This window comes from Variovorax sp. 05T418, from assembly GCF_056396385.1.
The window spans coordinates 299,919-315,901 of sequence record NZ_JBFTLJ010000005.1; the positions used below are offsets into that span (position 1 = coordinate 299,919).

General features: G+C 63.6%; 13 protein-coding genes. 9 read left to right on the forward strand and 4 right to left on the reverse strand.

All coding sequences use genetic code 11. The annotated features are described in order from the left end of the window. Positions 1–27 precede the first annotated feature (27 nt). Together AC1DMS_RS13510 and AC1DMS_RS13515 are read left to right on the forward strand one after the other, a co-directional pair. Entirely contained in the window at positions 28–990 is a 963-nt protein-coding gene (locus AC1DMS_RS13510) for a tripartite tricarboxylate transporter substrate binding protein (RefSeq protein ID WP_478181133.1), read from the forward strand. A gap of 34 nt (positions 991–1,024) precedes the next feature. Then, positions 1,025–1,906 (forward strand): TauD/TfdA dioxygenase family protein, encoded by an 882-nt coding sequence (locus AC1DMS_RS13515; protein WP_478181134.1) that lies wholly within the window; start codon positions 1,025–1,027, stop codon positions 1,904–1,906. Between the two features lie 12 nt (positions 1,907–1,918). On the opposite strand, the gene dusA is transcribed toward AC1DMS_RS13515, so the two are convergent. Beyond that, positions 1,919–2,920: a tRNA dihydrouridine(20/20a) synthase DusA gene (dusA, locus tag AC1DMS_RS13520; RefSeq protein WP_478181135.1), complete on the reverse strand. Its 1,002-nt coding sequence runs from the start codon at positions 2,918–2,920 to the stop codon at positions 1,919–1,921. A 95-nt stretch (positions 2,921–3,015) separates the two neighbouring features. On the opposite strand from dusA, the gene AC1DMS_RS13525 reads away from it, so the two are divergent. The 6 genes from AC1DMS_RS13525 to AC1DMS_RS13550 all read left to right on the forward strand — a co-directional run bounded on the left by AC1DMS_RS13525 (position 3,016) and on the right by AC1DMS_RS13550 (position 10,368). Next, positions 3,016–4,233 carry a site-specific integrase gene (locus AC1DMS_RS13525; RefSeq protein WP_478181136.1) on the forward strand — a complete coding sequence of 406 codons (1,218 nt, stop codon included), beginning with the start codon at positions 3,016–3,018 and terminating at the stop codon, positions 4,231–4,233. Positions 4,234–4,292: 59 nt separating this feature from the next. Further along, entirely contained in the window at positions 4,293–5,015 is a 723-nt protein-coding gene (locus tag AC1DMS_RS13530; RefSeq protein WP_478079900.1) for a hypothetical protein, read from the forward strand. Positions 5,016–5,421: 406 nt separating this feature from the next. Further along, positions 5,422–5,781, forward strand: a complete 360-nt coding sequence (locus AC1DMS_RS13535) for a hypothetical protein (protein WP_478181137.1) — start codon at positions 5,422–5,424, stop codon at positions 5,779–5,781. Positions 5,782–5,902: 121 nt separating this feature from the next. Further along, positions 5,903–8,014 carry a TonB-dependent receptor gene (locus tag AC1DMS_RS13540; RefSeq protein ID WP_478181138.1) on the forward strand — a complete coding sequence of 704 codons (2,112 nt, stop codon included), beginning with the start codon at positions 5,903–5,905 and terminating at the stop codon, positions 8,012–8,014. Between the two features lie 16 nt (positions 8,015–8,030). Continuing rightward, complete coding sequence (locus AC1DMS_RS13545; RefSeq protein WP_478181139.1) at positions 8,031–9,590, forward strand: PepSY domain-containing protein; 1,560 nt, start codon at positions 8,031–8,033, stop codon at positions 9,588–9,590. Positions 9,591–9,978: 388 nt separating this feature from the next. Further along, on the forward strand, positions 9,979–10,368 hold the full coding sequence (locus tag AC1DMS_RS13550; RefSeq protein WP_012747237.1) for a nuclear transport factor 2 family protein: 390 nt from the start codon (positions 9,979–9,981) through the stop codon (positions 10,366–10,368). 445 nt (positions 10,369–10,813) lie between these two features. On the opposite strand, the gene AC1DMS_RS13555 is transcribed toward AC1DMS_RS13550, so the two are convergent. From AC1DMS_RS13555 to AC1DMS_RS13565, 3 genes are read right to left on the reverse strand one after another with little or no spacing between them, the layout of a single operon-like run. Continuing rightward, entirely contained in the window at positions 10,814–12,373 is a 1,560-nt protein-coding gene (locus tag AC1DMS_RS13555; protein ID WP_478181140.1) for a tannase/feruloyl esterase family alpha/beta hydrolase, read from the reverse strand. Positions 12,374–12,413: 40 nt separating this feature from the next. Next, positions 12,414–13,799 (reverse strand): FAD-dependent oxidoreductase, encoded by a 1,386-nt coding sequence (locus AC1DMS_RS13560; protein WP_478181141.1) that lies wholly within the window; start codon positions 13,797–13,799, stop codon positions 12,414–12,416. A 14-nt stretch (positions 13,800–13,813) separates the two neighbouring features. Beyond that, positions 13,814–14,788: a Bug family tripartite tricarboxylate transporter substrate binding protein gene (locus AC1DMS_RS13565; protein ID WP_478181142.1), complete on the reverse strand. Its 975-nt coding sequence runs from the start codon at positions 14,786–14,788 to the stop codon at positions 13,814–13,816. A gap of 134 nt (positions 14,789–14,922) precedes the next feature. On the opposite strand from AC1DMS_RS13565, the gene AC1DMS_RS13570 reads away from it, so the two are divergent. Next, entirely contained in the window at positions 14,923–15,810 is an 888-nt protein-coding gene (locus AC1DMS_RS13570; protein WP_478181143.1) for a LysR family transcriptional regulator, read from the forward strand. Positions 15,811–15,983: the final 173 nt, after the last annotated feature.

The window sequence follows — 15,983 nt, forward strand, 5'->3', positions numbered from 1 at the left end:
CCCTCGCGAGACCGGCGCCTGCTGCTGTTGGCGGGAAGCGGCCTGGCGCTCTCCGGCTTTGCGGCCGCCGCCCCGGCGGCAACCGCGGGCGACGCGGGCGGCTACCCCAAGGGGCCCGTCAAGCTCATCGTTCCCTTCGCGCCCGGCGGGCCGACCGACACAGTGGCGCGCCTGATCTCGCTCAAGCTGCAGGAGATGTGGGGCCAGCCGGTGCTCGTCGACTACAAGCCGGGGGCCGGCACGGCCATTGGCGTCGACTTCGTCGCCAAGGCGCCGGCCGACGGGCTGACCTTCGGCATGGTGAATTCGTCCTTTGCGGTCAATCCATCGCTGCGCAAGAGCCTTCCCTACGACACGGTGAAGGACCTGGCGGGCATCACGCAGATCGCCAACCTGCAGCTCGCGATCGTGGCGCGGCCCGATGCGCCCTTCGGCACGCTGGCCGAACTCGTCGCCTACGCGAAGAAGAACCCGGGCAAGCTCAGCTACGGCACGCCCGGCGCCGGCAGCACCACGCACCTGGGCGCCGAGCTGCTCAAGCGCGAAGCGGGCTTCGACATGCTGCACGCGCCCTTCAAGGGCAGCGCGCCGGCGCACACCGAACTGCTGGGTGGGCGGCTCGACCTCGTGTTCGACCCTTTTCTTTCGGTGCTGCCATACGTCAAGGCGGGCCGGATGAAGATGATCGCCACGCTCGGCGAGAAGCGGGTTCCGGGCTACGGCTATCCGACCGTGGCCGAGACCCTGCCGGGATTCCACGTGAGCGCGCTGCTCGGCTTCGTTGCGCCGCGCGCCACGCCGCCTGCGGTGGTCGCGAAGATCCAGGCCGACACCGCCAAAGTGCTGCACGACCCCGAGATGCGCCGCCGCGTCGAGGAACAGGGCATGGAGGTGGTGGCTTCCACGCCCGCGCAGTTCGACGCCTTCGTCCAGAGCGAGATGAAGCGCTGGTCGCGCGTGATCGCCGAAGCCGGCATCCAGGCCGAATAGGCATCGCCATTTTCCATCCTCATTGGCAAGACCCATGTCCTCCCTCGAACTCACCCCCCTGCACCCGCTCTTTGCCGCCGAGGCGCGCGGCATCGACATCAGGCAGCCGCTCTCGCCTTCCGAGGTGAAGCAGATCAACGCGGCCATGAACCGATATGCCGTGCTGGTGTGGCGCGGACAGCCGCTCACGGGCCAGCAGCAGATCGACTTCGCGAAGTCGTTCGGACCGCTCGACCTGGGCCTGAAGAAGGTCTTCAAGCGCCCCGAGCGCCTGGAGGACGAACGGCTGATCGACATCTCCAACGTCGATGCAGAAGGCAAGGTGGCGCGCCGCGATTCGCCCAAGAACCTGTCGAACTTTGCGAACCAGCTCTGGCACAGCGACAGCTCCTTCCAGGACCCGCGCGCCGCCTATTCGATGCTGCACGCGCTGGTGCTGCCGAGCTGGGGCGGCAACACCGAGTTCGCGGATCTTCGCGCCGCCTACGACGCCCTGCCCGAGCGCACCCGCTCGGAGATCGAGGGCCTGTGCGCCGAGCACTACGCACTGCACACCCGCATCCTGCTGGGCGACGAGGCCTACACCGACGACCAGAAGAAAGCCATTCCACCCGCCGTGTGGCCGCTGGCGCAGACGCACCCGGGCTCGGGGCGCAAGCTGCTGTTCGTGGGCGTGCATGCACGCGAGATCATCGGCTGGCCGGTGGCCGAGGGGCGCATGTTCCTGTCCGATCTGCTCGAGCATGCAACGCGCCGCGAATTCGTCTACACGCACGAATGGCAGGTGGGCGACCTCGTGATGTGGGACAACCGCAGCACCCTGCACCGCGGCCGGCGCTACGACATCGGCGAGCGCCGCGAGCTGCGCCGCACCACCATCGAGGACGTGCCCGAAGCCACGCTGATGGCAGCCTGAGGCCGCGCGGCTTCAGGCCTCTTGCGCCGCGGGCTCGTGCGCCAGCGCCATCACTTCGTGCGGCGGACGCGTCTTGAGGCGATGGTCGCTCCAGACCTGGCGCCAGCGGCGCGCGCCGGGCAGGCCGTTGCGCAGGCCCAGCATGTGGCGCGCGATCGACGACCACTGCGTGCCATGTTCGGCCGCCTCGCGGACCATGTAGTCGCACATCAGCGCCTCGACGTCCTCGCGCGTCAGCGGCTGCGGCGCGGCGCCGTAGAACTCGGCGTCCCACTCGGCCAGCCACCAGGGGTTGTGGTAGGCCTCGCGGCCGACCATCACGCCGTCGAGCAGCCGCAGGTGCTCGTGCACCTGTGCGTTGGCCGAGATGCCGCCATTGATCGAGAAATCCAGCTCCGGAAATTCGTGCTTCAGCCGGTGCACGAGCTCGTAGCGCAGCGGCGGAATCTCGCGGTTCTGCTTCGGGCTCAGGCCCTGCAGCCAGGCGTTGCGCGCATGCACGATGAAGCCGCGGCAGCCGGCCTCGCTCACCGCACCGACAAAGTCGCGCACGAATTCGTAGCTCTCGATCTTGTCGATGCCGATGCGGTGCTTGACCGTGACCGGCAGGCGGGTGGCGTCGACCATGGCCTTCACGCAATCGGCCACCAGCGCCGGCTCGGCCATCAGGCAGGCACCAAAGGCGCCGCGCTGCACGCGCTCGCTGGGGCAGCCGCAGTTGAGATTGATCTCGTCATAGCCCCACTCCTCGCCGAGCCGCGCGCAATGCGCGAGATCGGCCGGTTCGCTGCCGCCCAGCTGCAGGGCCACGGGATGCTCTTCCTCGTTGAAGCGCAGGTGCCGCGGGACGTCGCCATGCACCAGCGCGCCGGTGGTCACCATCTCGGTATAGAGCAGCGCATGGCGCGACATCAGGCGATGGAAGTAACGGCAATGGCGGTCCGTCCAATCCATCATCGGAGCGACTGAGACGATTTTTTCTTTTAAATTCAACGACTTAGCGATATCATTCATACACTTAGAACCCCTCGTGTGCACGCTCGTGTGCACTCCAAAACGCCCGAATACGCCCCATTTCGTCCTGTCAGTGCACACATAGCGCACACGAAATGTCCACCTTCAAGCAGCTTCCGTCCGGCAACTGGCGCGCGCAAGTCCGCCGCAAGGGTGTCTATGCGAGCGAAACCTTTCGGCGGCACAAGGACGCCCAGGAATGGGCTCTCGCGACCGAGCGCCGCATCGATCTGGGCGAGCCTGCCACCCGTTCAAAGGTCAAGGACCCGACCACCTTCGGCGATCTGATCGATTTGCACGTCACCGACATGAAGGAAGTGCTGCGAGCGCCCCGGCGCTCCAAGGCCTTCACCCTCGATGCGCTCAAGACGAAGCTGGGCAAGCTGAAGCTGAAGGACCTCACGCGCGAGCGGCTCATCCAGTTCGGCAAGGACCGCGCCAAGGAAGGTGCCGGCCCCGTCACCATCAGCATGGACATCGGCTACATCAAGCTGGTAGTTTCTCACGCGGCGGCCGTTCACGGGGTTCGCGTCCCGGTAGAGCCCATCGATCTGGCCCGCATCGCGCTCAAGCGCCTGGGCTTGGTCGGCAAGGGGCGGGAACGAGACCGCCGCCCTACCCTCGACGAACTGCAGGCGCTTGCCGATTACTTCGCCAGCAATTCACGGCAGATCATCCCGCTGGGGCGAATCATGCGGTTCGCGGTCGCCACCGCGATGCGCCAGGACGAGATCTGCCGCATCCGATGGGAGGACATCGATGCCAAGACTCGTACCGTGATTGTGCGTGACCGGAAAGACCCACGAGATAAGAACGGCAATGACCAGAAAGTGCCGCTGCTCGATGTCACGGGATTCGATGCCTGGGCCATTCTCGAGGAGCAGAAACCGTTCTCCGGGAACAGCAGCCTTGTCTTTCCGTACAACGGCCGCTCCGTCGGGACCGCTTTCCGTCGAGCTTGCAAGGAATTGAAGATCAAGGACCTCAAGTTCCATGATCTACGGCACGAAGCAGCCAGTCGTCTGTTCGAGGCGGGGTTCACCATCGAACAGGCTGCGCTGGTGACTGGGCACAAGGACTGGAAGATGCTCAAGCGATACACCCATCTGAGGCCGGAACACCTGCGCGGCGTCCGGCCCAAGCACATTCCACCGTCGCTTGATCTACCCACTGGCCCCACGCCTGCGGACATCGCTTTGGGCGCGTGGAACAACCCAGAGCGCCGTGCCCCACAGCCCAACTCGGCTCACCCCTCGCAAGTTGCAAAGCCGCATCATGAACATGAAGCCCTCGGCCTGAGCGCTTCAATCTAGTTTGACTTCGGATCGTGCCACTTCAACAGACGCCCTTCTATCGATCACACCTGGCCGACTTGCACCAAGTCCTGCTTGCCCACGAAATCACACGGAGCTACCTGACCGGCACGCGCGTCAGGTTTGATGGCGTTGAGCTGGGCCCAACCAACAGTTTTGACTTCGCTTTCGGTACGTTGTCGACGCTGGAGTTCGTCCACCTGTTCTCCGTTTTCGACGGCAGCCGTGTGCACGGACAGGCCGAAAGACGGCCGGGGCGCGACGATGCGCCGCCAGGCATGTACTTCACGGTGATCAATGCCAAGGTCATTCAGGCGGGCCACAAGAACAGATCGGGGATCTTCAGTGAAGAGACCGGCACCGCAGGTCTCTTCATCGAGGGAATACACATCGACCATTTTTTCCTGGACAAGCACCAGACGCCCCACGGTCTGGGCGCGGTTGCGTTCACCTTGGGTGCCATCACCGCCCATTTGGCCGGGCTGGACGAGATCTCACTGATCGCCGCGGGCGGCAAGGGGTTCCAGGAGCGCCATGTCGGGTTCAAGGTATGGCCGAAGCTTGGCTTTGACGCTGCGCTCTTACCCGATGAGCAGCGCGGTGCGCCGCACCTGCAGGGCTGTCGAACTGTCCAGGATATTCTGGACGTCGATCCGACATGGTGGGAGACGGAAGGATCACAGCGCCTGATGACCTTCGATTTGCGGCCCGGCAGCAGGTCCTGGCGCAAACTGCTAACCTATACGGGTGAGAAATTCTCTGTCGGAGGTCCCCATGACTAGCCCTACAGCCATCAGGAAGCCCGCAAAGGCAGCGAAGGCCGCGCCCGGCCGCGTGTTCAATGTCTCAAGCAAGGGCATCCCGCGCGTTACCACTCAAGTCAAGGCGAAGATCGAAGCGGCGGCAAGGTCTGCAAGCACCAAGCGTCGTAGTTTTCCAGAGTTGGCTTCGGATTCGTAGTTCGCAATGTTCGGCGTTCGAATTGCTCGAAGCGCGGCCCCTGGTCACCTTTTGAAAGCCTGCTATTGATGAAATAGCAGGCTTTTCTCCTTCTTTGCTCGAAGGGCTCAAGTGAAAGCTACGCGTTCAGCCGTTCCATGTTGAACGCGAATGCTGGAATCCCAATTACCCGCCTGGAATTCTCCAACTGGCGCCGACCCTTCTTTCGCCTGACTGATAATCCACCGCATGCCCGCCCTGCGTCACGCCCGCAATCTCGTCCGCTTCGTGCTGGCCTGGTTCGTGTTGTCGCTGGGCGTGGCAGTGGCATCGCCCATGGTCCATCCACAAGAGATGGAGCTGGTCTGTTCGGCTGCGGGCGCCATCAAGGTGATCGTACAGACCGATGACGGCGCACGCGAGCTCGGCGCCAGCCACCTCGACTGCCCGATGTGCATGCTGACCGGCGCACCACCGCCCCTGGCGCAGACGGGCGATCTCCCTGGCATCTTGCCGCTGGGCCACGCTGTCCAGTCGATTCCGGCCGCGCGTCTCGCCGCCGCCACCGCCGCGCCGTTGCCCGCGCGCGGCCCTCCCGCTCTCTGCTGACCCGATCGAGATTCCGACGCGCGTGACGCCTGCACCGGTCTTCTGACCACCGCGGCGCGCGCAGCCTCTTTCGTTTCCGCAGACAAGCCGGCACCCCTGATAGGTGCCGCAGAGAGCATCCATGAAGAAGACCATTTTTCCGCTCGCGCTGGGCGCGGCGTTTCCGTGGCTGGCGACGCCGGCCCATGCAGCCGACGAACAGCCCGCGCTTCCTGCCGTGTCGGTCACCGCCACCCGCGACAGCGGCCTTGGCGCGCCGGTCGCAACAGGCTCGAACCTCGGCACCACGCCATTGCAGACACCGGCGAGCGTGAGCACCATCACGCGCGAGCAGCTCGAGCAGCGCGGAGATGCGAACGTCGTCGACGCCATCACCCGCTCGACCGGCATCAGCAGCCTGGCCCATCCCGGCAACGGCGGTTCTTCCCTCGCGGCGCGCGGATTCACCGATTCGACCTCCGTGATGCGGCTGTACGACGGCACGCGCCAGTACGGCGGTGTCGGCGTGACTTTTCCGTTCGACACCTGGTCGATCGATCGCATCGAGGTTCTTCGTGGGCCGGCATCGGTCATCTACGGCGACGGCGCCATCGGTGGCGTGGTCAACGTGATTCCCAGGAAGCCCCGCCGCGGGCCGATCGAGAACGAGGTGCAGGCCACTCTTGGAACCGACGACACGCAAAGAATGGGCTTCGGCAGCGGCGGGGCCATCAACGACAAGCTGTCGTACCGGCTGGACGTCAGCGGCGACCGCTCCGACGGCTGGGTGGACAGGGGCGATTCGCGCAACCGGACCTTCTCGGGGGCGGTCCAACTGGATGTCTCTCCCGAGTTCAGCCTGCGGCTCAGCCATGCCCAGGGCAGGCAGAACCCGATGCGCTACTTCGGAACACCGCTGATCAACGGGCAGCAGCTCCCGGCACTGCGCGAGAAGAACTACAACGTCGGCGACAGCACCATCCAGTACCGGGACCACTGGACCGAACTGGCGGCGCAATGGACGCCAAACGCGGACACCACGGTGCGAAGCCGCCTGTACCGCATCGACAGCCAGCGCTACTGGCGCAACGCGGAGTCGTATGCCTACAACCCGCGAACAGGCCTGATCGACCGGTCCGGCAACACGCAGATCCGGCACGACCAGTCGCAGACGGGGAACACGACCGATGCGACGTTCAAAGGCACTCTGTTCGGCCTGAAGAACCAGGCTTCCGTGGGGTTCGACATCAGTTCTAGCTCATTCACGCACACGAACAACACCTACGTCGGCTCGTCGCCGTCCGTCGACCCACTGAATCCGATCCCTGGCTACTTCGTCAGCGGCGTGCCCTTCATCCCCCGTTACCGCAACGAGGCGCGCCAGTCGGCGGTGTTCGCGGAGGATCGGCTCGAACTGAGCGATCGATGGTCCCTGGTCGCGGGCCTGCGCCACGACCACGCGCGCATCTCGCGCCGCGACCTGGTGGCCGGCACGGCGGCGTTCGACAAGTCTTTCTCCCACACCGGGTGGCGCATCGGGACCGTGTTCGAGATCGTCCCGAACCTTGCGCTGTACGCGCAGTACGCCAAGGCCGCGGACCCCGTGAGCGGGCTGCTCATGCTGTCGCCGGCGAACAGCAAGTTCGATCTCTCCACGGGCAAGCAGGCCGAAGTCGGCGTGAAGCAGACGTTCTGGGACCAGCGCGGTGAATGGAGCCTGGCGGCGTACCACATCACCAAGAACAACCTGGTCACGCGGGATCCGAACAACCCAGCGCAGAGCATCCAGGTCGGCCAGCGCTCGTCGCGGGGACTCGAAGCCAACGTCGCCATGGCCTTCGCTTCCGGCTGGCAGCTGGATGCCAACGCGGCCGTGCTGCGCGCGCGGTACGACGACTTCTCCGAAGCGGTGCGGGGCGTTGCCGTTTCGCGTGCGGGGAATGTGCCGACCGATGTGCCCAAGCGGCTTGCGAACGTGTGGGTGAGTTGGAACTTCCTGCCGAAATGGACGCTGAGCTCCGGCCTGCGCTACGTCGGCAAGCGGTATGCGGACAACGCCAACACCTTGACCCTGCCTGCCTACACCACGACGGACCTGGCGCTCCGGTGGCAGGTCACGCCCGACACCACGGTAACGCTGCGCGGCTTCAATGTCTTCAACAAGCGCTACTACACGACGGCGTACTACACCAACACGCAATGGCTTGTCGGAGACGGGCGCCGGTTCGAGCTGACCGCCCACCACCGGTTCTGAGCGCAGGGGCTTCAAGATGTCGCTGGGCAAGCGTATGAAGCGCCTGACTTACCTCGTCCATCGCTGGACGGGCGTGGGGGCATGCGTGCTGATGGCACTGTGGTTCGTGAGCGGCGTGGTGATGCTGTTCGTGGGCTACCCGAAGCTCACGCCATGGGAACGGATGCAGACACTGCCTGCGCTCGATCCCACCAGGTGCTGCGTGCCGGTCGACGTGGCGCTGTCCGCGACCGGCGCAAGCGGACGCGCGCAGGAAGTCGTCCTGACCCGCGTGAACGGACGGGCGACTTACCGCCTCCGCATGGCCGATGGCAAATACCTGCTCGTCGACGCCGCCGAAGGGAAGCCGGTGCCACCGGCCGATGCCGGTTCGGCGCTGAATGCGGCACGGCTCTTCGTCGGTGGCAGCGAGGGTGAATACGTGGGACTCGTCAAGGAGGACAGATGGACGCACTCGCGCGGCCTCGATGCACACCGCCCGCTGCACCTCGTCCAGATGGGCGATGCGGCGCACACGCTGCTGTACGTTTCTTCCGTCACTGGCCAGGTGGTGATGGATGCGCCGCGCGCGCAGCGGATGTGGAACTACGTCGGCGCGTGGCTGCACTGGGCCTACATGTTCCGCGACCGGTCCGTCGACCCCGTCTGGAGCTGGACCGTGATCGTGCTGTCCGCTGTGTGCGTCCTCACGTCAGTGACCGGGACGGTGACTGGCATCTGGCGCTGGCGCTTCAGTGGCCGCTACAAGTCGGGCTCCCGTTCTCCCTACCGCGAGTTCCATCTGCGTTGGCACCACGTGCTGGGACTGGCCTTCGCGTCGATCGTCTTCACATGGATCTTCAGCGGCCTGATGTCGATGAACCCGGCTGGCATCTTCGACGCCAGGGGCCCCCGTCCTGACATGGCGCAGTACCGTGGAGACGCCTCCGGGGCGGGGCGGCTGGATATTCCGGTCGCACAGGCACTCAGGCTTCTGGAAGCCTCGCGCTTTGCTGCAAGCGAATTGGAATGGCGGGTCCTCGACGGCCGCCCGTTCATTCTTGCGCGCAATGCCGCCAACGACACTCGCCTGGTCGTGCAGGAGAACGACCGGTATCGCGTGCTCGACAGGTGGCCTCGGGCGGACCTCGCGCATGCGGCGAGGCGGCTGCTTGCTGCGCCCATCCTGACCCAGGAGGAACTCGAGCACTACGACGCGTACTACTACGAGAGACAGCCCGAAGCGATGATGGGTGCCGCGGGGCGCCGTCTGCCGGTGATGCAGCTTCGCTTCGGCGATCCTCACGACACTTGGGTGTACCTCGACGTGCGGACCGGAGATGTGGCGCTGAGCGCCGACAGCTCGCAGCGCGTGGGTCGATGGCTTTTCAGTTTCCTGCACAGCTGGGACCTGCCGGCCATGCTGCGGGCGGAGGCCTTGCGAGACGCCGTGCTGATCGTCTTCAGCCTGGGAGGACTGCTGGTCAGCGTGACGGGCATCGTGATCGGGTATCGGCGTGTGTCGACCTGGATCGCGCACGCCAGGGTAAGCCGCCCGAGCCCTGGGGACCGGTCCAAACGTCCGAAGCTCAGCTGAACGCCAGCAGAAGGAACTGACACTTGAGCCAAGACAGCCCTGAACTTGCAAGACTGAATGGAGACTTCGAGCGTTGAACTGCCTGTGCTCGCACCGGCAGTATCACTTCTACCCGCAGGCGCGCACGTTCTTCTCGCTACCGCGTCGCGACCGGTCGGAAGTGGGAGAAATCTCCAAGTCCACCGGTAGGAATCCCGAGGACGGTAGTCGAGCCGTCCAATATCGGCGATCTGCTGTTGGCTCGTGGCATTGGCTCGTTCGTCTCAGCGGTTCGACGCTGCCCCAGCATGTCCAAAAATGATCATTTCTTCTCCGAGAGCTACCGTGACTTCGCTCGCCCGCGCTTCGACAATGACCAGCAACAACACAACCGAAGGACAAGAAAGCCATGTCTCAAATTGATATTGCGAAGAACTACATTCACGCGGCGCAATCCGGTGACCAGGCCCTGCTGGCCAGCCTCATCTCTCCTGATGTTGTCTGGCATCAACCTGGCAAAAACCGGTTTTCCGGTACGCATCGCGGAATGTCCGCAGTCGGGGCAATGCTCGGCGGCATGATGGAAGTATCGGGCGGGACTTTCACGATTTCGCGCGCTGATCACTTCATGGAGAACGGCAGCTGGGTCGCTATCAACATTGAGTTCAAAGCTGAGCGCGACGGCATACAGCTCGACCAAGCGGGAGTGGATCTTTTGCGCATCGAAAACGGCCAGATCGTCGAGGTCCGCTTGTTTTCGAGTGATCAAGCGCTTGAAGATGCATTCTGGGGAACCTGAGAAATATTCAGCAGAGTGCGAGGACACGAGGGCCAGCAGATTCAGCGGCCGCGGTTTGCGTTGGGTCCCGGCGGCGGGCGAGACGCTAGCGGACATTGCGCCCTATCGCCTGAGCGAACTTGGAACATCTCCAGTCGGCCAAAACCTCTCGTTCGTCGAAAGGCCCTGACTACCGCACACCGGCCATTCGTAACAACCCAACAAAACTGACGTCCTCCATACTTCGCGTCGCTGACTACATTGGATCATTTGTGTCCTCGTCTTTTGCCCTGCTGGGAGATGTTGATCCGTGGGGACTCACCTCTCGGTCAGCCGCGATCGTTCAACAGCAAATAGCATCGCTTTCGGACGGGGACTTCATAGTCAAAGGCGAAATTGCCCGGCACAAGAGCGCGACTGTCGAACAGGGCGCAGTCCTGAAGAGCCCCCTTGTTCTCGGTGCTCTCTACGGCGCCACGCAGGCGAAGCTGGCAGCGTCCTTCACGTCACCCGCTCCCTTGTACTTCGCGAGCTGAGGATACGGGCACAGCGGCATCGTGCGGTTCACGACTGCTCCAGTTCGATGGCTTGCCAGAACAGAGGTTGGTGCAATACCCGATTCCACCCATTCGACCATCTTGTCGAGCAGGTCGAATGGGTCCGGTTGAGGGCCCTCGCCGCCGCCGCAATGATTGACGCCGGGCGCAAAGAAAGTCCGCAGGAACTCGGTGGCGCGGCTTGCGCCGTACCGCGCGTTGACGGCCTCAACATAGTCCTGCGTGTGATAGGCCGATACGGCGGGGTCGTTATAGCCGTGCCAGATGATCAGCTTGCCGCCGCGGTCCTTGAATCGGGTGAGATCCGTACTCACGGCGTCAAAGTGCGCACTGAGCTTGTTCGACGCGAAGTTGTAGTCGACGTCGGTGTCCACGTTCAGGTTGGCAACGATGCTGTACGACGGGTTCTCGTAAACCACGTTGGGCCAGAAACCGGCCCAGTTGCCATTGGAAGCCGTAGCGCCGAGCCAAGGGGAACCGCCTTCGGAACCGTGCGGGAACGCAGCGTACATCTGCCGTCCATCGGGCCGCGTCACGCGTGCGAAGTAGCGCTGCATCGAAGTCACCTGCCCGGGGGTGAGGCAGCTGTTGCTGTCCGTGCCCGCCGGACACGCCATAGACGATGGATCGAACGTGCAACGCTGCGGCTGCTGCAGCAGACCATCGACCAACCCATCGTCCTTGTCGCACGCGGCGAGAACGGCGTTGTGGATCGCGGACAGCTTCGCTCGGGGCACCAGCAAGCTCGGGTCCCGCATTCCCTTCACCGCCACCCATGGAGCGGCGAACTGGCTTCCAACCCAATCGAACACCGGTGCTCCGGCCACGATGCCGTCGAAGTTCTCGGGATATCGTTGCGACTGCATCATGCCCTTCCCGCCGCCTTGCGAGCAGCCGAGCCAGTAAGCCTTCTTTGCAGCTCCTCCGTAGAACGCCTGGGTCACCGCCTTACCCGCCACCGCCGTGACTGCTTGCGCCCGATGCCCGAAGTCGATGACCTTCTCAGGATGCCCCACGGCGAATATCTGGTTCTGACCCTGGTGGCCGTTGTCCGTGGAGAGGGTGGCATATCCTTTAGTCAGCCCCGAGCTCATGTCCGGGTACATGATGGAGCCGGAACTACCCGAGCCGCCGACGGCCAGGAACCTCCCGTTCCAGGCGCCGAGCGCCGGCATCCAGATTTCGGACTTGATATCCGAGTCGGCGGACGGCCTGGACGTGAGTTGCACCCGGCAAAAGGGCTGGGTCAAGGCGGTTGACGAACCGGGAGGGACGAATCCCGCCGGAAGGTACGCCGCGGCGTCGACGGCGCTGCCTTCAAGTCTTAGGTCTTTGGCAAGGGCTTGGCATGCCTGCGCGGCGTTTGTTTCGGCGAGCCGAGGCGCCTGCAATGAAGCGCTGCCGCCACATGACGCAAGAAGCAAAGCCGCCGCTCCTGCAACAAGGCAGCGCGCTGGGGAAATTGTCACTTGGCAGTCTCCTGGAGAAAAGGCGGATGGCAGAAGCGACTCAAGGACGTTCACGGTCGCCAAGGAACGCCCCTTGCTGAACCAGCCGGTCCTGCAATTGCCGGTTGTTCAGGTCATACAGTGAGCAGCCGGCTTGCAGTGCCAGAGCGGCCGCAGTGCCAGCGGCTTGACCCATCACGAAGCAGGCGCCCGTCACGCGGGCCGCAGACTGACCATCGTGAGTCATGGAAGCGCAACGGCCGGCGACGAGCAGGTTTTCCACGCCATTCGCGCTTGAACGGCGTGGCAACAGCATGCGATACGGCAATTGGTTGTAGCCGCGACAATTGGGGATGGGAGGCCACATCCACTGCACATCACCGGCGACATGCTTCTCGAGCGGCCAGCCGTTGACACCGATGCTGTCGTCGAAATCCGCGCATCCCAGGACATCATCCGCGGTCAACATGCATTCGCCCACAAGGCGCCGTGTTTCTCGGATACCGAGTTGCGGCGCGATGTCCAACGCATACGCGTTCTCGAAGCCTGGTACCTTTTCGCGCAGGAAGCGTATGTAGTCAACGATCTGACGGCGCCCTTCGATCTCGCCCTCACTGAGCGAGCGCGCATCCGTGCCGTCCGTGGCCGAACCGTCCGGCTTTTTTAGCTGAGTCACGTTGACGCGCCATTCATAGGCTCGCTTCATCGGCCGCACGATGGCGCCGCGACGCGGAAACTTGAACTCGCGCGACGCCTCTGCTTCATCCATCAGCTTGGGGATCGTCTTCCATGCCTCCCCGGCGCGCTCAGCATCCACCTCGCCCACCCGAAACATCAAAGTGGGATAGAGCAAGTGGCCCGACTCGTCACCCTTCTCTGTGGGCACGCCGGCCCAGTGCGCCAGATCGGCGTCGCCCGAACAATCAATGAATGTTCGCCCGCGCACCGCGACGCGGCCGGACTTGGTCTCGAGCAGAACCGCGTCGATCTTGCCGTCCTCCGCCTTGACCATGCCGGCGGCGAGTGCATGAAACAGCAACTGGACCCGGTCGGACACGAGCAACCCATCCGCCGCGCACTTGAACGCGGACATGTCGTAGGCTTGGGCGAACGTCTTTCCCAAGATCAGGTGCGGCTCGTTCAGGCCGTCCAAGACGCGCATCCGCTCAAGCAGGTCCGAGGCGACTCCATGGACTACTCGGCGAATATCGCCAAACACATTCGCGTGCAAGCCGCAGAAGTTGGTGACGCCAGCGGCCGTTCCCATGCCGCCCAGGAATCCATAGCGCTCAGCCAGCAGGACGCTGGCCCCATTGCGAGCCGCAGCACTCGCTGCAGCAATGCCGGCGGGCCCACCCCCGAGCACGACGACATCAAACTCTCCGAAAAGCGGAACGGAGCGGGCGGGCTCGGCCACGCCAACGAGATCGGGTGTCACGGAGTTCATGAAATTCTCCTGCCTCAGTCCAGCTGGATGTTGTGCTTCTGGATCACGGGCTTCCAGCGCGCCATATCCGCTGCCAGCAACGCGCGGAACTCGGCCGGCGTGTTGCCAACGACGTCCATGTACTGCAATCGCAACCTGTCCTTGACGGCTGGCTCGGCCAGGACCTGGGTGATCTGCTCTTGCAGCCTCTGCACAATCGCCACCGGTGTCTTTGCCGGTGCGATGAAGCCGATCCAGGCATCGGCCCGGACATCGGGAAGCCCGCTTTCGGCCAGCGTCGGCAATTCCGGGAGCGAAGGAGAGCGTTTGGCCGAAGCCACGGCCAAGGCGCGGATCTTTCCAGCTTTCACATGAGGCATGACCGCAGCGGCGGGCAGCAAGGCCATGTCGACCTCACCCGCCAGCACCGCAGTCACTGCGGCGCCAGAGCCCCGATAAGGCACATGGACCACATCGGCTCCACTTCCGGCTCCCAGAGTCTCCATGGCCAGGTGAGAAACGGACCCGGCACCGATCGACGCAAAGGTGAAGTTCGCCTTGCTCTGCCTCATGAGGTTGAGCAACTCCTTCGGGCTGCTGACGACATGCTTGAGGGCAACAACCAACACCGATGGCTGCGAAACGGCCACGGTCAGCAGCTCAAGGTCCCGGGCCGGGTCGTAAGGCATCTTCTTGAAGAGCAGCGGGTTGATCGCCAGCGGGCCCGCGATGCTGACCCCGATGGTCTGCCCGTCAGGCGCCGCTTTCGCGACGGCATCGGTGCCGATGTTTCCTGCGGCGCCGCTCTTGTTCTCAACAACCATGGGCTGACCAAGGCGCGCCGCCAACCTGTCCGTAACCGCGCGAGCTACTTGGTCGGGGGTTGAGCCGGCGTCGAAAGGTACGACCACCCGTACGGGGCCCTTGGGCCAGACCTGCGCTGAGGCGATGGATGCTGTGGTCATCAGTGCGGCGCTTGCCAACACCAGAATGGCTCTGCGGTTGTCCATGTGTGTCTCCAGAGGTGGAAGAAGCGGGTCGCGATGGTCCGTGATCGGCGCCCTGCAAGTTGCCTCGAATCTAGCGACGGAGCATCATTACGTCGATGCACTCCGATCAATAATCGCTAGCGGGAAACTTAATAATGGACATGAAGCTTCTTGCCGTCTTTGATGAGATCTACAAGACGCGCAGCGTTTCGCGTGCTGGAGAGAATCTCGAGATCGCTCAAACCTCGGTCAGCCTGGCGCTCGCACGACTGCGTCGGCAATTCAATGATCCTCTGTTCGTGCGCACGGGCCGCGGCATGATGCCTACGCCGCACGCGGTGGCTCTGGCGCCCCCTCTGCGGCAGGCGCTTGAGCTCCTTCGAGCCGCAACGCAGCAGCAGGTGGTGTTCGATCCAGCTTCATCTTCGCGGCATTTTCATATCGCGATGACGGACATCAGCCACCTTGAGTTCCTGCCATCACTGATCAACAAGGTAGGCAAGCTCGCGCCCGACGTTCGTGTCGAAGTGCTTCGCATCACCTCCGAAACACCCAGGCTGCTGGAATCGGGAGAGGCCGACCTCGCAGTGGGATTCATGCCCGAACTGGAGGCCGGCTTCTACCAGCAGAAACTGTTTGACCAGACATTTGCGTGCGTCGTCCGGCGAGATCATCCACGCATCAATCAGCGCTTGACCGAGCACCTCTTCAAGCGCGAGAAGCACGTAGTCATCACTGCACCCGGCACCGGTCATGAACTGGTCGAACAGGCCCTCACGCGCCAGCGCGTCGCACGCACAGTGACGTTAACTCTGCCGACACTGCCCGGCGTGGGTAACCTGCTGGCGAATACCGATCTGGTAGCGACCGTTCCAGAACGCGTCGCTCAAATGCTTGTGCGGATCGCGAAGGTGAAGGCACTGCCCCCGCCGTTCAAGTTTCCGTCGTTTTCGATCAAGCAGCACTGGCACGAGCGCTATCAGCAGGACCCTGCCAACCAATGGCTCCGCTCGACCGTCGCCGACTTGTTCCTGGAGGAGTGATTGCCGGCTGCGTGCGGGTTGCAGGCCATGACGGTGACGATGAATCGAATCCGCGGCGACACGCGCCTGCACGCCAACAACGCCGTGTTGGGTGTCGACTGACGCAGGTCACTATTCGATTCTCCGCTAGCACATATTAAGCATGCTCAATAGACGCCACGAACGTTTCTAAG